The following is a 20937-nucleotide window of genomic DNA, read 5'->3' on the forward strand; positions in this document are numbered from 1 at the left end:
GTGAGAGATTAGTCTTCGTGCACGTCAAATTCGCGGTCCAGTCTGTTCATCAGCCACACATAAATGAAGATGATGATCACAAACACATAAATGGAGCCTTGCTGTGCAAACCAGAAGCCCAACTTAAAGCCGCCCAGTCGGAACTGGTTGAGCTCGTCGACGAGCAAAATGCCGAAGAGGTAAGACACGGCGAACCAAAGGCCCAAAAGCATCAGGAGAATGCGCACGTTGCGCTGCCAGTACTCCTGCATTCTGTTCTTGTTATTTTCCATGGGTTATAAAGTTTAGTCTTTAAGGTTCTGTTATAAGTAGATCATGGCCTGCAGCGTGATCTCCGGACGGTAACGCAGGTTATTCGGGTTAGTAAAGTCCGGTCGGTTGCGGTAGTTCAGCGTAAGTTTGGAGTGGTGGCCTTCGAGCAACAGGTTGGCGCCAAGATCGAGCACTTTTACCGGCACTTTATCGCCGGCAGCATCGCGCAGACCTTCAAAATTGCCGTAGCTATAGGCCGCGTAAGGCTGCAAACGGGTTTTTTCGGTGATCAGGTCTTTCGGAAGTAAGTAGCCTACCTGTCCGTACAGGATATCGCCCGTACCCATCGTAGGGAAGGCGTTGCCACGCAAGCCGCCACCGCCTTGTGCCGGGTTCATGATACCGATATTGCGCACATAGTTTCTGCCGAAGTCGTAGTTGTAGTACACACCGTAGGCTGTCAAAGCCGTGTTAGTCTCAGTGTTGAGTGGCAGGTCCAGGAAGGCATCTACACCAAACAAGGAGATGTCTTCGTGCACTACGTTTGTTGTGCCTATTGCAGTGGCTTCTTCACGCCACATGGCGTCGCTGTTGTGCATAAAGCCTGCACCGATGTTAAACACTCTTTTTGTACCCAGATAGGTACCCACCATGAACGGCAATAGATTTGACTCCTGATCCAGGAACTGCCAGTTGAAATACCCCTGGTATACCTTGTTGTTGTTCCGTGGACTGTAGTTGGCTGCGGTACCGATCGCCTCTGCCGTATTGGTCAGGAAGGGGTCGTTCACGGCTACGCGATAGTCGAGTTTGCCGAGCTTACCTTTGGCATATACGCCCAGCATACGGGCGAACTGGTCAGCGGCATCAATGGTGGCCCAGTTGAAGATAGGTGCATCGATAGTCATGAAGTTGAGGGTACTGGCGTTGGACATCCGCGAGATGCCGTTCCAGTAGTGCAGACCCGCCCCGATGGAGAGCGCCTTGTCGAACACCTTGTACTCTGTCCAGGCATCATGAATAAAGATCTGCGGCTTCTTACCATCCAATGCCGGGTTCACACCGCCGCTGATCGCATTCTGGTTGTTGATACCAAAGTGCAGTAACACTAAAAAGCGCGGTGAAATCTGGGAGTAGGTAAGGAAGCGGGAGCGACGCAGCCCGAAGTCCAGCGTATTGTCGACAGGCTCGCCGTTGCGGATGGTGCCCGAGTTGTGCTCGTTATACCTCACCCATACCTGATGCCAGGTGATAAAGCGGATGTACTTAGATCCGTCTTCGTTAATAGGCAGCTTAATTCCAGCGCCATACTCTGTGGAGCCCTGTGCAGACGCACTCCTCCCGACACAGCAGAGCATCAGCCCTGCTGCTACATATAGTAACAGTTTTTTCATTTGGAATACTAAATGTTAAGGTGAAGAGAGGTCAGCTGTTTCCCCGAATTCTTTATCTATTTTAAGAAAGATTTATGAAAAAGGGTAAAGAGGTGTATATATTTGGTAAGTTGATATATATGGCGCGAGCGTCCACGCTCGTGTCTACTATGATGGGGGCCTCTGGCCCTTTTGTCAGGTATATCTGCTGTCTTATTTTATAGCTTGCCTTGGCCAGGCGGGCACCTTTTTCGCCTGTGCGGCGGGCACCTACTTTTTTTCTTGACAAAAAAAGTAGGCAAAAAAGTCAAGACTATCCAAACTCGCTGAACACTCAAACAGTGGATAGTCAACGGGTGCACCTGGGACAGTTGTTTATTTCATAGGTTCAGTGCGATTTACTTAGCAATCCGTGCCTATGATATGTGTAGTATGCTACAAAATCACAAATTTACCCATCAACAATTTCAAAATTGACCTAATCCTTAAACCGCTTCCACTTGATCATCATGTACTTGTCACCAAGCTCGGTGATCATCATACCTGCGCCTTTCAGGTTGGCGCTGTTTTTCATGTGCTCTACCAATTCGGCGTGATTCAGAATCTTGTAGGTGGGATGATATTCTGTTTGCTCCGGGGCCTTGATTTTGTACTTGCGCACCCAGTTCATGATCGAAACATGGCTTACCCCCAGAATCCGCTCGATTTCCCGATAGCTTATACCTTCGATGTAAAGCTGCAGCGCCTTGGTGACATAGTAGCTGTCTATGCCCTTCCCAAGCTTGTTCACCGTGAAATAATAACCGCACTTCTTGCAGCGGTAGCGCTGCCGATCATTTATGACACCACTTTTTACTACTTCCAGGGCATTACATTTCGGACAGATTGGGTTCTTCATAACAGCCTCAGGTATAGTTCAAAAACAACTATACCAATTTAGCATAACTATAGTAAATTAGCAACAATGCTTTAAAAACTATTTTTGTCAGTATCAGCAGGTTATGCATGTATAAACATCAGTCGGATACAATACCTAGGTGTTATAAACGAAAAAGCCCTGCCACAGAGGCAAGGCTTTTTCATCGTGTGTGCAAACGATGAACTAAAAACTACATGTCCCGCACGGACACAATCACTTCATCAAATTTATCGGTATTGTTCAGAAACCAGACAATCTTGCGGCCCACTTCTTCCGGAGACGCCAGTTCCCCCTGCTCCTTGTAATCCCTAAACCGCTGCACATTACTGAATTTCTCCTCATCGCTCTCCCGGATGTGCTCCTGCATGGCAGTATCTACCACACCTGGTGACAGGGCGTATACCCGCACGTCTGAAGCCCGCACATTCTGTTCCTGCTGAATCGTCTGCGACAGCATATCAATCGCTGCTTTGGAAGCGCAATAACTCGCCCAACCGTCTATCGGATATTTGCCTGCTCCGGAGCTAATGTTTACGATCACTTTAGGAACCTGCAAGGGCTGGTATACCTGCAGAAAGCTGTTCATCAGCATGGCCGGCACGATTACGTTCACGTCAAATACAAACTCAAAGCGCTCATTCGGCATACCTTCTCCTACGTAGCCAATATCTCCCAGCACACCCGCATTGTTGATCAGCACGAGACGTTCGGCATCTTTAAAAGGTACGAATACCTTATGCAGGTTATGCTCCACGGCAGGTATATCCGAAAAATCCAGCGGCTGATGGCGGTAGTTCTTGTGCTGTATGGTGCTGTTGCGGCACACGCCAATCACAAAGTTGTTCTCGTCCTGCAGTAATTCCTCGGCGATGGCTTTGCCTATACCTTTGCTCGTTCCGGTGATGATGTAGTAGTTCATGGAAGTTTAGGAGTTTGAGAGTTAAGAGTTAAGAGTGACTCTTCTAAAGTACGAATGGGATTTAAGATTTGGTTATACCTATACCTGCAAGCAGAGGTTTCTCCAAACAAAAAAGCTGGTGCCTCTGCCTTCACAGAAACACCAGCTTTTCTTTTTCGCGAGTATTAAATCAGCTTTAGTGTAAGAGTCACGTGAATGGATCTTGCACCAGTACCTTTAAAAGATTGCGTACGGTCGCCTCACAATGAAGCGGAAATGCTTCGTAGCACCACGACGTTACGATGTAACGTCGCTACATTTCAACTCCTCAAACTCCTAAACTTAAAGAATGTACTGGCTCAGATCGCGGTTCTTCACCATATCCGACAGCCTTTCCAGCACCATCTCGCGGTTGATCACAATATGTGCATTGGCACCGATCTTGTCTGGCACGTCGAAGAGGATGTCGTTGAGCAGGCGGCTCATGACGGTATGCAGGCGACGGGCACCGATATTCTCTACCTCTGAGTTTACCTCGTAGGCAATATTGGCGATTTCATCCAACGCTTCGTCAGCAAAGCTCAGTTCTACGTCCTCGGCTTTCAACAAGGCTTCGTACTGCTTGGTCAGCGCATTTTTCGGGAACTTCAGGATCTGGTAGAAGTCGTCCTTGGTCAGGCTCTGCAGCTCCACTCGAATCGGGAAGCGGCCCTGTAACTCAGGTATAAGGTCCGATGGCTTGGCTACGTGAAAAGCTCCGGCTGCGATGAACAGGATATGATCGGTGTTAATCACGCCGTACTTGGTGTTCACCGTAGAGCCCTCCACAATAGGCAACAGGTCGCGCTGCACGCCTTCGCGGCTCACGTCCGGTCCGCTGCCTTTGCTGCTCGAGCTGGCCACCTTGTCAATCTCGTCAATGAAAATCACCCCGGAGTTTTCGGCTTTGAAAATCGCTTCTTCCTTCACCTCGTCCATATCGATCAGTTTAGAGGCTTCTTCCTCCAGCAAAATCTTGCGGGCTTCAGCAATGGTCACTTTGCGCTTCTTGGTTTTCTTTGGCATCATGCCGCTGATCATCTCCTGGATGTTCATCATAGAAGCCTCGTCCATACCTGGTCCCATAGCACCTATACCTGGCATAGCGCTCTGCTGAATGCGGATCTCGATCTTACGGTCTTCGAGTTCGCCGTTGCGAATTTTCTCTCTGAATTTCTCACGGGTGCGTTCGTTCAACTCGTAGTCATTGTCGGGCATGCCGTTTGACTCTGATGTACTGGAGAAGCTTGGCGTTGCGCGGCCACCTTGTATTGGCGGGATCAGCGCGTCCAGAATGATGTCTTCCACCACCTCGGCGGCTTTCTGCTTCACCTCCTCTTTCTTTCTGGTCTTCACCATATTCACAGACTGCTCCACCAGGTCGCGCACCATGCTTTCCACGTCACGGCCCACGTAGCCTACTTCTGTAAACTTAGAAGCCTCCACTTTGGTGAAAGGTGCATCCGCAATCTTGGCCAGACGGCGGGCGATCTCGGTTTTACCTACACCGGTCGCACCGATCATCAAAATATTATTGGGCACGATTTCGCGACGGATACTTTCGTCGGCGTTCATTCGGCGCCAGCGGTTACGCAGCGCAATGGCCACATTTCGTTTAGCGTCTTTCTGCCCGATAATATATTTATCCAGCTCCTCAACAATCTGGGCTGGTGTTAAATGCTCTATTGAATCTAACATGTTCTATACTTAAAATTTATAAAACTGACAGCTGTGCACAGGGGCTCACGCTGTCTTATTCTTTACTCTTACGTTTCAGGAAGGTGCCTGTATCGGTGCTGAGCGTAATATAATGTGTGCCACCCGACGGATGAAAAAAGGCACTTCCGTAATTCAGCTCGAAAGCCCGCACCCGCAGCATGGCTCCCACTGAGAAGCCGGCACCACCAGCATTGCTATCGAGCCGAAGCTCTTTACGCCGCAAATGGTTATACCCTGCCCGCACCTGAAAGTTTTTGCTGAAGATAAACTCCGTGCCCACCACAAAATGCCGTGCGATCTGGTCACCGACCTTTTTCTCCTCCTCCACCTGGTTGCCGTTGGCGTCCAGTCTTGTCGAAGTGCTGGGGTCCAGGTATACAACGTCAAACTTGTACAGGTGGTGTGCCGTGAGCGACAATCGAACCGGCATGTGCTCCGGTTTGTAGCTTGCGCCGAGTTGCACATCAAAAGGCATTGACTGCCGATCGGCTCCGGCAAAAGAGCGCACCTGGTATCCGATATTCTTAAAGGCCATCCCTATGCTCAGGTCATGTTCGGGATGCTGAAAAGCGCCACCTACATCGGCCAGTATACCTACCGCTTTGTCGCCGGCCATACTCGAGACAGCCACTTTGGCGGTGGCTCCCACCGTGAAAGCCTCCGCCTGCCGCGAATGGCTGATGCCCAAGGTATAGTCGTTCACCGTAAAGCTGCCCTCTTCCATACCTGTGTGATCGCGCTGCACAAAGTCACCATAGTTCAGGTAGTTCAGACTAGCGGACCAGCGGCCATACCTGCTAGTGTTGAAAGCATAAGCCAGACTGCTTTGCCTGATATCAGCCAGATAGCCAACATAGGTCAGGGACAACTGACGGTCCATCGCCTCGTTCAGTAAAGCAGGGTTGGAAGCCACCATGTTTACATCATGCCCCGGCGCACTCACATTCACACCGCCTAAGGCTGCCACCCGCGCATTGCCAGGCAGCTGCAAAAAAGGAAACCCACGCTGCCCACCTACCTGCGCCCATCCCGTGAGCGGAAGGCTCAGGAAGAGGGTTAAGATGAGGATGGCGGTTGGTTTCATATGGTTGCCCCTTCCCAGCCCTCCCCTAAAAACAGGGGAAGGGGTTCGGAAATATTGTAATGAGAGGGTTTGTACTACACTTCGTATTCAGAACCCATCGATCTACCCCTTAAAAGGGCTTACTATAACTATGTACCTGCAAATGCTTGCCACAGGCATAACAATTAACAATTAGCAATCCATTACTCCTCACTCCTACCATTCTCCGTAACGACCAGCTTAAGCGGATGCTTTACCTTCTGCTTGAGCAAGGCAATCTGCACGACTTCATCCACACGATCCACATAGTGGATATGCAGACCTTTGATGTACTGGTCTGGAATCTCCGTGATGTCTTTGCGGTTTTTCTGGCAAAGAATAATATCCGTTATACCTGCTCTTTTTGCAGCCAGAATCTTCTCTTTAATACCTCCCACCGGCAGCACCTTGCCACGTAGCGTAATCTCGCCGGTCATCGCAAGACGCGACTTCACTTTGCGTTGCGTGAACACCGAGGCAATGGACGTAAATATGGCTATACCTGCCGACGGACCGTCTTTCGGCACAGCGCCTTCCGGGAAGTGAATGTGCAGGTCGTACTGGTCAAACAGGCGGTAGTCAATCTCCAACAGCTCAGCGTGGGCTTTCAGGTAGGAGATGGCCGTCATCGCTGACTCTTTCATCACATCGCCCAACTGGCCTGAAAGCGTCAGTTTGCCTTTCCCTTTGCTCAAAATGGACTCAATAAACAGAATATCGCCGCCTACCGACGTCCAGGCCAGGCCCGTTACCACACCGGCCGTGTCGATGTCCTGGTAGATCTCTTTGTCAAAGGTTTCCGGACCCAGAATTTTCACTACGTCCTCTGGTTTGATGGACGGAACAAACTCTTCCTCCATCGCCTTCAGTTTGGCTGTGTTGCGCACTACCTGTCCAATTTTGCGTTCCAGGCTACGCACTCCCGACTCGCGGGTATAGTCGTCGATCACTTTCTGAATAGTAGCTTTCGACATTTTCACGTCTTCTTCCTCCAGTCCGTGCTCTTTCACCTGCTTCGGCACCAGGTGGCGCTTCGCAATTTCGGTCTTCTCCTCCAGGGTATAGCCGGTTAGCTCAATGATCTCCATACGGTCGCGCAGGGCAGGCTGAATGGTGTCCAAAGAGTTGGCTGTGGCAATGAAGAGCACTTTGGAGAGATCGTACTCTACGTCCAGGTAGTTGTCCATGAAAGTATGGTTCTGCTCCGGATCCAGCACCTCCAGCAAGGCCGAAGACGGGTCACCACGGAAGTCAGAGGCCAGTTTGTCGATCTCATCAAGAATGATCACCGGATTAGAAGAGCCCACTTTTTTGATCTGGCTGATGATCTTGCCTGGCATGGCGCCCACGTAGGTACGACGGTGACCGCGAATCTCGGCTTCGTCACGCACCCCGCCCAGTGACATTCTGACATATTTACGACCCAATGCTGTGGCAATTGAACGGCCAAGTGAGGTTTTACCCACACCCGGAGGTCCGTACAGGCACAGAATCGGCGCTTTCATGTCCTTTTTCAATTTGAGCACAGCCAGGTACTCGATGATGCGCTCCTTTACCTTCTCCAGACCATAGTGGTCGGCGTCCAGTATCTTCTTGGTGCGCTTCAGGTTAAAATTGTCTTTGGTAGTCTCGTCCCAGGGCAGGTCCAGCAAAAACTCCAGGTAGTTCACCGCCACCGGATATTCGGCTGCCTGCGGATTGAGACGGGCCAGTCGTTCTATCTCCTTGTTGAAATGCTTGGCAACAGCCTCTGGCCACTTCTTTTTGGTAGCACGTTCGCGGAATCGCTCGATCTCCTGATCAGGTCCTTCCTGCCCCAGTTCGTCCTGCAGCACTTTGATCTGCTGACGCAGGAAATAGTCACGCTGCTGCTGGTCGATATCGGTGTGTACCTTGGTATGAATCTCCTGCTTGAGCTCCAGCAACTGGATCTCGCGCAGCATGATTTCGAGGAGTTGTGTACCGCGCTCCACACCGTCGTTCACTTCCAGAAGTTTCTGTTTCTGAGCCACATCCACATTGAGGTTGCTCGACAGGAAGTGTGTCAGGAAACTTGGGCTGTCAATATTATCAAGGGCGACTTGTGCCTCCTGCGGAATCTCCGGGTTCAGCTTGAGCATCTTGGCGGCTGCATCTTTCAGCGAGTGCACCAGTGCCTTTACTTCTTTGCTTTTCTTGTTTGGGAAGGTGTCTTTGCAGTAGCTCACCTTGGCCGACAGGTAAGGGTCTTCCTGCGTCACCTCATCTATCTTGAAACGGCCCTGCCCCTGGATGATAATGGTCGTGTTGCCATCCGGCAGCACCAGCATTTTCAGGATCTTGGCCATGGTGCCGATGTCGTACAGGTCTTCGGCTGTAGGGTCGTCGCTGTTGGTGTTGCGCTGCGCCACTACCCCGATGATTTTATCGCCTTTATGGGCTTTGCGCACCAGGCGCACCGATTTTTTGCGGCTAACAGTAATAGGCAATACCACACCCGGAAACAATACTGTGTTGCGCACCGCCAGTATAGGCAGCTCGCCCGGCATATCTTCCGGCAGCATTTCTTCATCAGGGTCCGTGGTGATTACCGGAATCAGATCGTCGCTATCGTCTACCGACATGTTTCCGATTAAAAGATTGTTTAAAAAGTTCTTCAGTGTATAGTTCATAGGTTGTATCAGTGCCAAATTGACATAAAGATAACGAAATTCTCTCTCTATGCCTGTGGGGTGTACTATAGTCAAGAGCTGTGCCAAGTGCGCCGGCCTACCCAAATTGTCGCACTGGCAGCAGCGTTAGCACTTATCCACAAAATATAAGGGATAATTAATAAATCGTTTCAGAACATAGGCTAAAAAATAATATCTTTGGTTTCAGGTATCATGCTCTGTGCCGATGAAACGACTTATTACTCCTGCTTTCTTCCTGCTGCTCTTGCTGGCTCCGCTCCTGTGCGTAGGTCAGCTGAAGCACACGCCATTGCAAGACGGACCTGATGTAAAGGTGAAGAAAAAGGCTCCGAACCAGGAGATGCACCTGGACTTCCCCAACCTGAACAAGATCACCTTCTACAAGGATTCAAAGAAGCTTTCGGAAATACAGCGCTTGGAAAGACGCAAGCAGTACGGGCAGGCACTTCCGCTGCTGGAGCGCTACGTGCGCAATTTCGGCATTCAGAACTTCTACAAGGACACGAATCTGCTCTGGAGACTGGGCCAGCTTTATGAGCGCCAGGGCATGATGGACCAGGCTATGGAGGTATACCGCCTCGTGCTCAAGCACCACCGCAGCGACGTGCGCCAGGTGCAATCCTATTACGACTCGCTGGAGCAGAACACCAAGGACTACTATGTGCCGCTGAGTTACTATTATGAACTGGTGGAATACCGTAAGTCCATCTCGACGTACCAGCCACCACGTGGGGTATACCTGAACATGGGCAACAGCATCAACTCCCCTTACGAAGACTATGGCCCTACGCTCAGTGCCGACAATAACAAGCTTATCTTCACCTCTAAGCGCACCTTTCAAGGTATAGAGAGTAAGCCAAACGAAGACCTGTACTATTCCGATAACAGCAATGGTTACTGGACAGAAGCGCAGTCATTTGGCAAGCCGATCAACAGCATTTACAACGAAGGCTCCGCCACCCTCACCCGCGACGGCAAGACACTGTACTTTGCCCGCTGTGAATCGCCGGACGGCTATGGCAACTGCGACCTGTACAAGGCTACGCTTCAACCAGACGGCAGCTGGCATGAGATCGAGAACCTGGGACCAAACGTAAACAGCCCGGCCTGGGACTCCCAGCCTACCCTGTCGCCTAACGAGGATACGCTTTACTTTGCCTCCGACCGCCTGGGTGGTTTTGGTCTTTCTGACATTTACTTTACACATAAGCTAAAGAACGGGGCTTGGGCACCGGCGCAGAACATGGGGCCTATTATCAACACCCGCCAGAGTGAGGTGAGTCCTTTCTACCACCCAAAGTATAAAGTACTCTACTTCAGCTCCCGCGGGCAGCTGTTCAACTTCGGCGACTTCGATATCTACAAGACTTACCTGGTAGGCGGCAAGTGGCAGGAGCCGCGTAATATTGGCCCGCTCGTAAACGGACGCGGCAGCGAGTACTACTTCACCATCGATTCGCAGTCCCAGAACCTGTACTATGCCCGCTCCGAAGAGAGCGACCTCAAGAACCTGGACCTCTACTCTTTCCCCCTGCCCATGGAAGCCCATCCGCTGGCTGTGACCAAGGTAGAAGGTACCCTACGGGATTCTGTTACGAACAAACCGCTTTCCGGCATCATCTCCATCATTGACCTTGATAACGGCATTGAGATCTCTTCGAAGTACATCCGTCCCGATGGTTCCTTTGCCTTTAACCTGATTGACAATTCGCGCTACATGATGATCATCCAGAGTCCGGATTTCTTCACTATTGAGCGAGAGCTGGCACTGCAACAGGATACTTCGCTGCAGATTATGACCAAAGTGATCGACCACAACATTCCGATCGTGTTCAGGAACATTGAGTTTGAGCCGAACGAGTCGAATATTACACCGGAGATGCACCCGATATTGGACGAGGTGGCTTACTACCTGGCCGAGAACCCAGGTTATCGACTTGAGATCTCTGGCCATACCGACAGTGCAGGTGATCCAGAGTTCAACCAGATTCTGTCGAAGGACCGGGCAGACGCCATCATGATGTACATCCAGCACAAAGTGCGCATCGACGATGGCCGGATTGATGCCTATGGCTACGGAAGCAGCAAACCGCTACGTGAAGAGAGAACGGAAGAAGATCGCCGCATTAATCGCCGCGTAGAATTCAGGCTAATAAAACCAGTACTGCAGGGACGAGGTATAGGAAAGTAGTTTATCCCGATTCTTATACCTTATGCCTTTCACCGCTGCGCATCCCGCTGCCATACTTCCTTTACTTAAGCATAGCCGCTGGTTTTCTGCCACCGGCCTGATCACAGGCAGTATAGCGCCGGACTTTCAGTACTTCCTGCTACTCCCCCTTTTCAAGCACAGCGGCCATACCCTGGAGGGCTTGCTGTATTTTAATTTGCCTGTTGCGCTGGCCATTGCGACTGTCTTTCACCTGATCGTGCGCCGCCCCGCTGTTGCACACCTCCCCGATTGGCTCAAAAGCCGTGCCCTGGCCGTGCCGGAGCTCAACTGGATCACCTATCTAAAAGAGCGTTGGTTTGTATTTGCAACGTCGGTTATCATCGGCGCAGCCACGCACATATTCTGGGATGGTTTTACGCACGAAACAGGTTACTTCGCAAGTCGGTGGCCGCTATTGACCAGCATGGTGCATGTAATGGGTCAGGAGATCATGCTTTGCCGTATCATACAGCACAGCAGTACGCTGGTAGGTGGCTTTCTTATCCTGCTCTATACCTGGCGTCAGCCGACGGTGGCTCTACCTGACAAGGTGAGTCTGCCGCAAAAACTGTGGTTCTGGACAGGTATAGCAGTGGCGGGTTTTGCCTTTATGGGCTATGCGCTATACGCCAGCGCTTTTATGCGCTCGATGATGGGTGTGGTTGTTTCCTTTCTGACAGGCTCCATGATGGCGACAGTCGTCATCAGCATAATGGCGCAATTGAGCTGGCGCAGGCAGCGTTTCTAGAAAGACATTTTGCGGGTACCGTCGTTCTTCTGAAAAAGGGTGCTGTTCACCTTTCCTTTGTAGTCCAGGTTCACAATGTTCATCTGGTCATTAAAAAGCTCCTGCAGTACGACATTTCGCACATAGAGGTGCGTGAGGTTTTGCGTCTTCACGGGCACTTCCAGGTATACCCACACCACATCAGCCTCCTGCTCGGCTCCGACAAAGGTATGTCGCAGCGATTTGCCTTTCTCCAGCTCAAAAGAGAGTGTTGCTCCCATATACTCCTGCACCAGTTGCTGCACCTGTGGCGCCTGGCTGTAAGTTACTTTTGATTTGCTTTTGCGGGAGAGGGCATTTTCCAGATCATCCATAAACACCTTTACGGCTACCTCCAGGCTTTGCGTGCGCGGGTTGTACCGGACGTCGGTGATGCTGGCGTGGTAGTCATGGGCATGGGCGGCAAGGCTCGTAAAACTGAGCAACAGTGCCAACAGGATTATTCGGAACATACTTACTTCTGGGCTTGCGGAAGGTCAGCCAGCACGCGCCGGGCCATGTTCGGCATGTTGTCGCTCACAATGCGCTGCACGTCGTTCATGTTCGACTGGTAAGGCACTTTCACCTTGTTGCCTGACACGAGCTCTCCCTTGCTGTCATAGATTGAGTAGTGAACCAGGAAATCGCGCTCGTAGTTCCAGGTAGCCCGATCGAGGCAGTTCTCGTAATTGGTCTTCACCTCAAACTGGTTGATGAACACGTAGTAGTCTATGCCATACTGCCCGTTGAAGTGCGAAAAGAATTTCGGGTCCTTCACCTTCACCCCGAAGTGCTTGTTTTCGTCCTGCGCCACAGGCACAGTGGCCGGCTGCCCGCCTCTGATGTTCACTTTCTCTTTCTGACGCTTCACCCAATCCAGTGCATTTTCACGCTCTTTGGCTTTTACCGTAGGCTGGTGGTTGTAGCGCGACTGCTTGTTATCCTGGTAGCCGTAGCTTAATGATTTGTACAAAGTGCTCAGTTCGCTCACACTGTCGCGGTACACGCCGCCCAACAGGTTGATAGTCTCATAACCTTCGGGTGCCAGCAGGGCGTTAAGTCGGCCACGGAACACGTGGCGCACGTTCTGGCGCGGAATTTTGGAATGACGGGCGATCTCGTCGTCAGCGTCAGAGAAGTACAGGTATGGGTCGAACGGCACCACCAGGATGCGCTGCTTCACCTTGCTCTCTAGTGTAGGCAGTGTTGAGGCCGAGGCTGAAGTACTTGCCTGCGTACGGGCCGGGCCTGTCGGATTAGCTGTGCTGGTCGCTCTTGCTGACTGTGCAGACGGAGTAGCGGCTGACTTGGCAGCTTGTGGCTGTGGTGCAGCCTGGGCTTTAGTGGCAGGCTGCTTAGCTGGCGTAGCCGGTGTATTGGCTGCGGTGTTCGCTGGCTTTACAGCTGGCGCTGGGGTTTTAGCGGCATTGCGCTGCTGGTTGGTAGCTGGAGCAGGCTTGGTAGCAACTGTTTTAGCTTTCGCTTGACGGTTCGTCAGGTATAGCGTCTGGCCCATGTTCAACTGCGCGCCATTCCACTTCTGCAGCGAGTCAATTGGAATATTAAACCGGCGAGACAGGCTGTAATAAGTGTCGCCCTGCTGCACCAGGTAGGTGGTGTCAGCTGCGACAGATTGCTGCGGTATAGAAAAAGCCGATGCTACTGGTGTAGCACCGGCTTGATTAAATGCAAACAGAACAAAAAGAATGGCAATAGTTAGAACGCTCTTCACGATGGCTTTCATAAAAGAATCTTTGGTTAGAAGATTATCTTGAATACATCGTTAAATATAGCAAAAGCCATTAAGCCCAACAATAAAACCATGCCCACTTTTTGAGCGTTTTCCAAAAAATTATCCGACGGCTTGCGGCCGCTGATCATCTCGTATGTCAAAAATACAACGTGGCCACCATCCAGCGCAGGTATAGGCAGGAAGTTCATAAAGGCCAGCACCATCGACAACATACCTGTGATCGACCAGAACTTGTACCAGTTAAAGGTGTCGCCGAAGATCTGCGCTATACCTATTGGTCCGCTCAATGACTTGGAAGCCGATACTTCGCCTCTGAATATTTTGCCAAAGCCTTTCAGGTTGGCTGTGATTACACCAAAGGCCTGGTTCGTGCCACGTGGAATAGACTCGCCCAAACTAAAGTCACGGGTAGCGTACTCTAACAGCGGCTTCTGGTAAAAGCCCAGGGTACCGTCTTCGTTCACAGTGCCCTTCAGGGCTACAATCTCGTCATTACGCTCTACCTCGATAGTTACAGGCTTACCGGCATACTTCTGCATCGCCGCCTGGAAGTCGCTAAAGAATAAGGTACTCTCGCCGTTTACCGACTTGATATAGTCACCTGCCTTCAGACCGGCTTTGTCTGCGTTGCTGTTTGGCTCCACCTGGCCTACCATAAATGGCTCACGCGGCTGAATGAACACCATGCGCTCCTTGTTGTCGGCCATGCGGTCCATAAAATCGGCAGGTATAGGAATATCCACCTGGCTGCCGTTGCGCTCTACTGTATAGTAAGAGCCACGGTCCAGCAGCATGTCCATGGAATACACGTCGTTGAAATTCTCCAGCGGACGACCATTTAATGCCACAATCTTATCACCAGGCTCGAAACCGAGTTCCTGCCCCAGCTGGTTTGGCTGCACGCCGTACTTTACTTCGCTGGCTGGCAGGTATGTCTCGCCATAGTAATAGTTCAGGGCGATGAAAATGACAATACCAGTGATCACATTCACGATGATACCGCCCATCATCACGATCAGGCGCTGCCAGGCGGGTTTGGCTCTGAATTCATATGGCTCCGGGTCTTTCTTGAGCGCCTCTGTGTCCAGCGACTCGTCCACCATACCTGTTATCTTCACGAAACCACCCAATGGGATAGCACCCACCATATACTCTGTTTCGCCTATTTTTTTGCTAAATATCTTCGGGGGAAACCCAATCGCATATTTCTCTACACGCATGCCAAACCATTTGGCAGTCAACATGTGTCCCAGCTCGTGCAATCCTACTAGCAGTGTAAGGCCTAGAAGGAGCTGGCCCACCATTATTAAAATATCCATTTAATAGAAATAAATTTAGAATCGATGATTATGACGAGAGATTAACGTACCACGGGAGCTATGAAAGGCTCAGCTTGCTGGCCACTTCTGTCGCATAAATACGTGTGTCTCTGTCTGTTGTAACATAGTCTTCGTAAGAAGGATTCGCAATATACGCAACTTTTGCCATACTGCTTTCGATGATGTCGGACATCTCCAGGAAGCCAACCTCCTCACGCAGGAAAGCCTCCACGGCAACTTCGTTGGCCGCATTGAGAATGCAAGGCATGTTGCCGCCACGTTCCATCGCATCAAAAGCCAGTTGCAGGTTGCGGAAAGTCTCCAGATCCGGTTTCTCGAAGGTAAGCTGCGGATAGTCCAGAAAGCTGAAGCGCGGAAAATCGTTCTTCAGCCTGTTCGGGTAGCCCAGCGCATACTGGATTGGCAGTTTCATGTCGGGAAGCCCGAGCTGCGCCTTGATGGAACCGTCCTCGAACTGCACCAGCGAATGGATGATGGACTGCGGATGCACCACCACCTCGATCTGCTCGTTCTTCAGCCCGAAAAGCCACTTTGCCTCGATCACCTCCAGACCTTTGTTCATCAGCGAAGCTGAGTCAATGGTGATCTTGGCGCCCATCTCCCAGTTGGGATGCTTGAGTGCCTGCGCCCGGGTCACCTGGCGCAGTTCGTCTGCCTTGCGGCCACGGAAGGGGCCACCCGAAGCTGTCAGGATGATTTTCTCGATCGGGTTGTGAAACTCGCCTGCCAGGCACTGGAAAATAGCACTGTGCTCAGAGTCTACCGGGTAAATGTTCACCCCTTGCTGACGAGCTAAGTCGGTAATCAGTTGACCGGCCACTACCAGGGTTTCTTTGTTAGCCAGGGCAATCTCTTTACCGGCTTTGATGGCGCGGATGGTTGGCTGCAATCCGGCATAGCCCACCATGGCGGTCAGCACCATGTCCACTGTCCCCATCTCCACAACAGAGTTGAGCGCATTGGCACCGGCGTACACCTTGATGGCCTCGTGCTGCAGGGCATCGCGCACCTGCTCGTAGCGGGCTTCATTGGCGATCACGACCACATTCGGCTTAAAGGCCAGCGCCTGTGCTATCAGCAGGTCGGCGTTGTTGTTGGCGGTAATGACCTCCAGCTCAAAACTATCAGGATTGGCCCCGATCACCTCCAGGGCTTGTGTGCCGATGGAGCCTGTGGAGCCAAGTATGGCAATTCGTTTCATTTGTTAGTGTTAGTAGTAAGGGCGCCCGCCGACTCAATCAGGCCATCAGCCAGTTTGCGGTCGTTGCTCAGGCGCGGCACTTTGTTCTGCCCGCCAAGCTTGCCCTGCGACTTCATGTAGTGGCGGAACGTTCCTTGCGGCAGCGACCGGATCTTCAGATCAGCCAGAATATGGCCTGTGATCAGGTCGTCATAATAGGTATTCAGTTTCTGCAATTGTGCATTCAGTTCTTTTTCAAAGGCCTCCATATTGGAAGGAGGTATAGAAAACTCCACAAACCACTCGTGAAAAGACTGTCCCTTGTCCTGACTCACGTAAGGCGCAACCGTGAACTCTACCAGCTCCACCATGGAGTAGCTTTGCATCGTGCGCTGCATCGCCTTCTCCACCTCCTCGCCTATCACGTGCTCGCCAAAAGCAGAGATGTAATGCTTGATGCGGCCACTCACGATCAGTTTATAAGGCTTCACAGATGTGAACTTTACTGTATCGCCTATGGAGTATGCCCACAGGCCGGCATTGCTGCTAACGATCAATGCATAGTTCACACCCGCCTCCACTTCGCCAATGGTAAGGCGGGTTGGATTTTCGTTGAAGTACTCATCGGTAGGTATAAACTCAAAGAAGATACCCGCGTTCAGCAACAGCAACAGTCCTTTGTCGTGCTGCTCGTTCTGGTAAGCGAAAAACCCTTCGGAGGCCGGAAATGTTTCGACGGAATCAATCTCGCGGCCGATCGACTCGAACAGTTTTTTGCGGTAAGGCTCAAAATTCACGCCACCATACACAAACAGCGAGAAATTCGGAAAAATATCCTTAATCGGCTTGCCTGTCTGCCTCATCAGTTTGTCGAAGTACATTTGCACCCAGGGCGGTATACCTGAGATAAGCGTCATGTTCTGGTCGATCGTCTCTTCGATGATCTGGTCGAGCTTGGTTTCCCAGTCTTCGATGCAGTTGGTTTCGTAGCTTGGCAGCTGGTTGGTACGCAGGTAGCCTGGTACATGGTGGTTCACGATGCCCGACAAACGCCCGGTATGAATCCCTCCTACCTCATCAAGCACCGGACTGCCTGACAGGAAGATCATCTTCCCATCCAGAAAGCTGGAGTTGCCTGTTTCGTGAATGTAGGACAGCAGTGCGTCTTTCGCTCCGTTGATATGGTTGGGTATAGAGTCTTTGGTGATCGGGATGTACTTGGTGCCCGAAGTGGTGCCGGATGTTTTAGCCAGGTAGATCGGCTTGCCAGGCCACAGGATGTCGGGTTCGCCTTCTTTTACGCGATTAAAGTAAGAGGCCAGGCCTTCGTAATCGCGAACGGGCACGGCTTTTACGAAGTCGGCGTGGGTCTTTATTTCAGAAAAATGATGATCGCGGCCAAAGGCTGTCTGCTGCGCTTTTTTGATGATCTTCTCAAAAACAGCTCGCTGCGCTTCTACCGGGTTCTGTATCCAGGACTGGTGTTTTTTGTGCACGTAAGCGGCCAAGGGCTTACTGAGCCATGCTTTCACACCCATATGGTTTTTCTTTTTTTAGAAGGGGTAAATATAGCCAGATAAACGGGCTTTGCCATAGCCGTTCACCATGTTTTACCTGCATGTTATTTTTAGGGTTAACAAAAAGCGGCCTCCTGTAGTTTATAGGTATTGTATTCATCTAAAAACATCACAAACGATAAGACTTATGAAAAAAAGCACAGCAAAGGCTCAATGGAACAAAGGCCTTAAGAACGGCAATGGAGAAGTAGCATCAGGCAGAGGACACTTCAAAGCGAGCTATACCTTCGCCTCACGCTTCGGCGACGACACATCGGCCACTAACCCCGAGGAACTGATTGGCGCGGCACACGCTGGCTGCTTTTCCATGTTCCTGAGCGCCCTGCTCGAGAAGGCGAACCACGAGCCGGAGTCAGTGCAGACTACTGCCACGGTACACCTGGGTGAGAAGGATGGTGGTCCGCACATCATGCTGATCGAGCTGAACACCGAGGCCCGTGTGGAAGGTCTCGAGGACGATGAATTTCAGAAACTGGCACAGGAGGCGAAGGCAAACTGCCCTGTTTCAAAAGCATTGGGAGCCGTACCGGAGATAAAACTGACTGCCTCACTAAAAAAATAAAATTACTATATTGCAGCTTGCACATAAACTGTGCTCGTTTGTTTCACTTTAATATCTTTATATGCCAACAGCCGGTAATGCAAGATCGTCGCTTTTAGTACAGTTAAGCCCTTCGCGCAATGCTAAGCTTTCGTTTACAGTGCAACTGGTACTCACCCTATTCTGGCTGGCCTGGGCCACCATGCTCCTGTTAAGCGACAACCCAACCGACGACCAGAATTACCTGTACTACATCTTCTTCGGATTAGCGGTCGTTTTTCTGGGTTATGTGATCCTGCAAAACACCTCTGTATTTGGCATACAGTCTTACATTGAAGTGACACCGGAGTACATCGTGCAAAAAAACGGCGTGTTCCGCACCAAGATGATCACGGCTATACCTGACATTGAAGCAGTACATGTATCGCCAATGGCCCTGCGCATTACACAGCGCGATGGCAACAAGGTATACCTGGACCTGAAGCAGATCCGCAAGAAGCGTGACATCGAGAAAGTGAAGAGCAGAATTCGCGAGTTGAGCCGCCAGCACAATTTTGAAGTAAGCGAAGCAACTATATCCAACAACTAGTTTGAATGGCTAAAAGGAACAGATCAGCGACAACCCGCTTTTATAGAGGCATGGCCATACTGTTTGGCGGGGCTCTGTACTTGATGCTATCGAGACAAGTTGATACCGCTGCTTATTTTGTTTTGGCACTGGGAGCTATACCTGTTGTAGCCGCAGGTATAAGTATTAGTCGAAAGAGGAAAATAGAACAAGTCTAGACGCGTGAAAATATCACCTGAACTATTCCGGTTTTGCCTGGGTGTGGCTATTTTGCTCGCTGCCGCTCTATACCTGAAGTTCAGTATGAACGCTAGTCCACAGGCCTATTTTATACTGGCTTTAGGCGCTATACCTTTAACTATGTCAGGTATACGCATTTTGCAAAAGGCCAAAAAATGACTAACATGTGATAATTAACAAAAAGAGAAGGCTATACCTGCGCAGGTATGGCCCTAAATCAAAAACTGCCGCTACTCAGATATGGTAGCGGCAGTTCTGTCTTATACAGGTATAGTCTTCGGTCAGGTATAAGCTTAACCCACCTTCGATTTAAATTTCTTCTGAAGCTCCTGTATACTCACTTTGAATTTCTTATCGGTATCGATCAGGTCCGAAACAGTCTGCACGGAATGGATCACGGTACTGTGGTCACGGCCGCCGAAGTGGTAGCCGATCGACTTGAGCGAATGGCTGGTGAACTCCTTGGCAAAGTACATGGCCACCTGACGTGCTGTCACGATCTCTTTTTTGCGGGTTTTGGCCTTCAGTGAGTCCAGGCTTACCTGGAAATACTCGGCTACGGTTTTCTGGATGAAGTCGAGGTTCACCTCTGTCTCTACATCCTCAATAATATGCTTCAGGGCCTGCTTGGCAAGCTCCAGGTCAATTTCTTTGCGGTTAAGTGAGGACTGTGCGATAAGCGAGATCAGCACGCCTTCGAGTTCACGCACGTTGGTATCTACGCTGTAGGCGAGGTACTCTACTACGTTGTCAGGTATATCAATCCCATCGCCCTGCATTTTTTTCTGGATGATGGCCATACGCGTTTCGAAGTCCGGGCTCTGCAGGTCGGCGGTGAGGCCCCACTTGAAGCGGGACAACAGTCGCTCCTCCAGGCCTTTGAGGTCACGCGGCGGACAGTCAGAGGTCATCACAATCTGCTTGCCGGACTGGTGCAGGTGGTTGAAGATGTGGAAGAACATTTCCTGCGTCTTCTCCTTGCCGCTCAGGAACTGCACGTCGTCGATGATCAGGATATCCACCAGCAGGTAGAAGTTGGCGAAGTCCTGTACATTATTGGTCTTGAGTGACTCGATGAACTGGTTCACGAATTTCTCGGAAGACACATACAGCACGAACTTATCCGGGTTGCTGTTTTTGATATGGTTACCAATGGCCTGCACGAGGTGCGTTTTGCCCAGTCCCACGCCGCCGTATACCATCAGCGGGTTGAAAGAGGTCGTACCTGGTTTGTTGGCAACAGCATAACCAGCCGAACGCGCTAGGCGGTTACAGTCACCCTCGATGTAGTTCTCAAAGGTATAAGCTCCGTTCAGCTGCGAGTTCAGGAAGTTGCGGTCGATAGTCTTCGACTCGAACGGGCTCTTGATGAAATTTTGCTCCGGCCGGTAAGAGTTAACAACGGCCTGCGGGATTTTCTTGGTTGGGATATTAACCGTTTGCGGTTTGTTCGCCTCATTGCCACGGTCCACAATGATAGAGTACTCCAGGCGCCCCTCGCTGCCCAGTTCCTGGTAGATCACTTTTTTCAGCAAGCCTACATAATGCTCCTCCAGCCATTCATAAAAGAACTGGCTAGGCACTTGTATGGTCAGCACGTTGTCGCGCAGGGACAAAGGCTTGATCGGTTCGAACCAAGTTTTAAAGCTCTGTTCGCCAATATTTTCCTTTATTACCTGTAGACAGTTACTCCATACTGTTGAACAGTCTTTTATCATCCAATTTTCCAAAACACAAAAGATTCGTTTGGTGCAACAAACCTCTCCTTAACGGCGGGGGGTTACAA

At 50.8% G+C, this 20937-nt stretch carries 18 protein-coding genes; 5 read left to right on the plus strand and 13 right to left on the minus strand.

Features of this window, described 5'->3' with window-relative positions:
• Positions 1–8 precede the first annotated feature (8 nt).
• The 7 genes from AC5FXQ_RS14900 to lon form a co-directional block, all read right to left on the minus strand.
• Positions 9–272, minus strand: a complete 264-nt coding sequence (locus AC5FXQ_RS14900) for a DUF4212 domain-containing protein (RefSeq protein ID WP_493603216.1) — start codon at positions 270–272, stop codon at positions 9–11.
• A 30-nt stretch (positions 273–302) separates the two neighbouring features.
• Positions 303–1646, minus strand: coding sequence for a hypothetical protein (locus tag AC5FXQ_RS14905; RefSeq protein WP_493603217.1), 1344 nt, complete (start codon positions 1644–1646; stop codon positions 303–305).
• Positions 1647–2103: 457 nt separating this feature from the next.
• Positions 2104–2523 (minus strand): IS1/IS1595 family N-terminal zinc-binding domain-containing protein, encoded by a 420-nt coding sequence (locus AC5FXQ_RS14910; protein ID WP_493603218.1) that lies wholly within the window; start codon positions 2521–2523, stop codon positions 2104–2106.
• 211 nt (positions 2524–2734) lie between these two features.
• Positions 2735–3463 carry an SDR family NAD(P)-dependent oxidoreductase gene (locus AC5FXQ_RS14915; RefSeq protein ID WP_493603219.1) on the minus strand — a complete coding sequence of 243 codons (729 nt, stop codon included), beginning with the start codon at positions 3461–3463 and terminating at the stop codon, positions 2735–2737.
• A gap of 321 nt (positions 3464–3784) precedes the next feature.
• Positions 3785–5179 (minus strand): ATP-dependent protease ATPase subunit HslU, encoded by a 1395-nt coding sequence (hslU, locus tag AC5FXQ_RS14920; protein ID WP_493603220.1) that lies wholly within the window; start codon positions 5177–5179, stop codon positions 3785–3787.
• A gap of 55 nt (positions 5180–5234) precedes the next feature.
• On the minus strand, positions 5235–6284 hold the full coding sequence (porQ, locus tag AC5FXQ_RS14925; RefSeq protein ID WP_493603221.1) for a type IX secretion system protein PorQ: 1050 nt from the start codon (positions 6282–6284) through the stop codon (positions 5235–5237).
• Positions 6285–6466: 182 nt separating this feature from the next.
• Positions 6467–8953 carry an endopeptidase La gene (gene lon, locus AC5FXQ_RS14930; RefSeq protein WP_493603222.1) on the minus strand — a complete coding sequence of 829 codons (2487 nt, stop codon included), beginning with the start codon at positions 8951–8953 and terminating at the stop codon, positions 6467–6469.
• Between the two features lie 226 nt (positions 8954–9179).
• Between lon and AC5FXQ_RS14935 the strand changes: the two genes are divergently transcribed.
• A complete protein-coding gene (locus tag AC5FXQ_RS14935; protein WP_493603223.1) occupies positions 9180–11165 on the plus strand; it encodes an OmpA family protein in 1986 nt (661 codons plus the stop codon).
• A gap of 22 nt (positions 11166–11187) precedes the next feature.
• The gene (locus AC5FXQ_RS14940; RefSeq protein ID WP_493603224.1) at positions 11188–11934 is read left to right on the plus strand and encodes a DUF4184 family protein; all 747 of its coding nucleotides are present in this window, start codon (positions 11188–11190) and stop codon (positions 11932–11934) included.
• Here AC5FXQ_RS14940 and AC5FXQ_RS14945 read toward each other — a convergent pair.
• From AC5FXQ_RS14945 to AC5FXQ_RS14965, 5 genes are read right to left on the minus strand one after another with little or no spacing between them, the layout of a single operon-like run.
• Positions 11931–12425: a DUF6702 family protein gene (locus AC5FXQ_RS14945; RefSeq protein ID WP_493603225.1), complete on the minus strand. Its 495-nt coding sequence runs from the start codon at positions 12423–12425 to the stop codon at positions 11931–11933. The two genes, AC5FXQ_RS14940 and AC5FXQ_RS14945, sit on opposite strands and share 4 nt — an antisense overlap.
• A 2-nt stretch (positions 12426–12427) precedes the next feature.
• Positions 12428–13696: a LysM peptidoglycan-binding domain-containing protein gene (locus AC5FXQ_RS14950; RefSeq protein ID WP_493603226.1), complete on the minus strand. Its 1269-nt coding sequence runs from the start codon at positions 13694–13696 to the stop codon at positions 12428–12430.
• A 14-nt stretch (positions 13697–13710) separates the two neighbouring features.
• Positions 13711–15024, minus strand: coding sequence for an RIP metalloprotease RseP (gene rseP, locus AC5FXQ_RS14955; RefSeq protein WP_493603227.1), 1314 nt, complete (start codon positions 15022–15024; stop codon positions 13711–13713).
• A 58-nt stretch (positions 15025–15082) separates the two neighbouring features.
• On the minus strand, positions 15083–16246 hold the full coding sequence (locus AC5FXQ_RS14960; RefSeq protein ID WP_493603228.1) for a 1-deoxy-D-xylulose-5-phosphate reductoisomerase: 1164 nt from the start codon (positions 16244–16246) through the stop codon (positions 15083–15085).
• Complete coding sequence (locus AC5FXQ_RS14965; protein ID WP_493603229.1) at positions 16243–17763, minus strand: GH3 auxin-responsive promoter family protein; 1521 nt, start codon at positions 17761–17763, stop codon at positions 16243–16245. Before AC5FXQ_RS14965 ends, AC5FXQ_RS14960 begins: the two co-directional genes overlap by 4 nt.
• Positions 17764–17929: 166 nt before the next feature.
• Between AC5FXQ_RS14965 and AC5FXQ_RS14970 the strand changes: the two genes are divergently transcribed.
• The 3 genes from AC5FXQ_RS14970 to AC5FXQ_RS14980 all read left to right on the plus strand — a co-directional run bounded on the left by AC5FXQ_RS14970 (position 17930) and on the right by AC5FXQ_RS14980 (position 19310).
• On the plus strand, positions 17930–18364 hold the full coding sequence (locus AC5FXQ_RS14970) for an OsmC family peroxiredoxin (RefSeq protein ID WP_493603230.1): 435 nt from the start codon (positions 17930–17932) through the stop codon (positions 18362–18364).
• Positions 18365–18425: 61 nt separating this feature from the next.
• Positions 18426–18932, plus strand: a complete 507-nt coding sequence (locus AC5FXQ_RS14975) for a hypothetical protein (RefSeq protein WP_493603231.1) — start codon at positions 18426–18428, stop codon at positions 18930–18932.
• Between the two features lie 201 nt (positions 18933–19133).
• Complete coding sequence (locus AC5FXQ_RS14980; protein ID WP_493603232.1) at positions 19134–19310, plus strand: hypothetical protein; 177 nt, start codon at positions 19134–19136, stop codon at positions 19308–19310.
• Between the two features lie 134 nt (positions 19311–19444).
• On the opposite strand, the gene dnaA is transcribed toward AC5FXQ_RS14980, so the two are convergent.
• Positions 19445–20869 carry a chromosomal replication initiator protein DnaA gene (gene dnaA, locus AC5FXQ_RS14985; RefSeq protein WP_493603233.1) on the minus strand — a complete coding sequence of 475 codons (1425 nt, stop codon included), beginning with the start codon at positions 20867–20869 and terminating at the stop codon, positions 19445–19447.
• Positions 20870–20937: the final 68 nt, after the last annotated feature.

Source organism: Pontibacter sp. LHS1 (assembly GCF_058932855.1).

Bases quoted from the DNA above. Each gene is read 5' to 3' on its own strand.
- dnaA (WP_493603233.1), bottom strand. From the start codon at position 20,869: ATGATAAAAGACTGTTCAACAGTATGGAGTAACTGTCTACAGGTAATA.
- AC5FXQ_RS14945 (WP_493603225.1), bottom strand. From the start codon at position 12,425: ATGTTCCGAATAATCCTGTTGGCACTGTTGCTCAGTTTTACGAGCCTT.
- porQ (WP_493603221.1), bottom strand. From the start codon at position 6,284: ATGAAACCAACCGCCATCCTCATCTTAACCCTCTTCCTGAGCCTTCCG.
- AC5FXQ_RS14975 (WP_493603231.1), top strand. From the start codon at position 18,426: ATGCCAACAGCCGGTAATGCAAGATCGTCGCTTTTAGTACAGTTAAGC.
- lon (WP_493603222.1), bottom strand. From the start codon at position 8,953: ATGAACTATACACTGAAGAACTTTTTAAACAATCTTTTAATCGGAAAC.
- AC5FXQ_RS14910 (WP_493603218.1), bottom strand. From the start codon at position 2,523: ATGAAGAACCCAATCTGTCCGAAATGTAATGCCCTGGAAGTAGTAAAA.
- AC5FXQ_RS14950 (WP_493603226.1), bottom strand. From the start codon at position 13,696: ATGAAAGCCATCGTGAAGAGCGTTCTAACTATTGCCATTCTTTTTGTT.
- AC5FXQ_RS14965 (WP_493603229.1), bottom strand. From the start codon at position 17,763: ATGGGTGTGAAAGCATGGCTCAGTAAGCCCTTGGCCGCTTACGTGCAC.
- AC5FXQ_RS14905 (WP_493603217.1), bottom strand. From the start codon at position 1,646: ATGAAAAAACTGTTACTATATGTAGCAGCAGGGCTGATGCTCTGCTGT.
- AC5FXQ_RS14960 (WP_493603228.1), bottom strand. From the start codon at position 16,246: ATGAAACGAATTGCCATACTTGGCTCCACAGGCTCCATCGGCACACAA.
- AC5FXQ_RS14940 (WP_493603224.1), top strand. From the start codon at position 11,188: ATGCCTTTCACCGCTGCGCATCCCGCTGCCATACTTCCTTTACTTAAG.
- AC5FXQ_RS14915 (WP_493603219.1), bottom strand. From the start codon at position 3,463: ATGAACTACTACATCATCACCGGAACGAGCAAAGGTATAGGCAAAGCC.
- hslU (WP_493603220.1), bottom strand. From the start codon at position 5,179: ATGTTAGATTCAATAGAGCATTTAACACCAGCCCAGATTGTTGAGGAG.
- AC5FXQ_RS14970 (WP_493603230.1), top strand. From the start codon at position 17,930: ATGAAAAAAAGCACAGCAAAGGCTCAATGGAACAAAGGCCTTAAGAAC.
- AC5FXQ_RS14900 (WP_493603216.1), bottom strand. From the start codon at position 272: ATGGAAAATAACAAGAACAGAATGCAGGAGTACTGGCAGCGCAACGTG.
- rseP (WP_493603227.1), bottom strand. From the start codon at position 15,024: ATGGATATTTTAATAATGGTGGGCCAGCTCCTTCTAGGCCTTACACTG.
- AC5FXQ_RS14935 (WP_493603223.1), top strand. From the start codon at position 9,180: ATGAAACGACTTATTACTCCTGCTTTCTTCCTGCTGCTCTTGCTGGCT.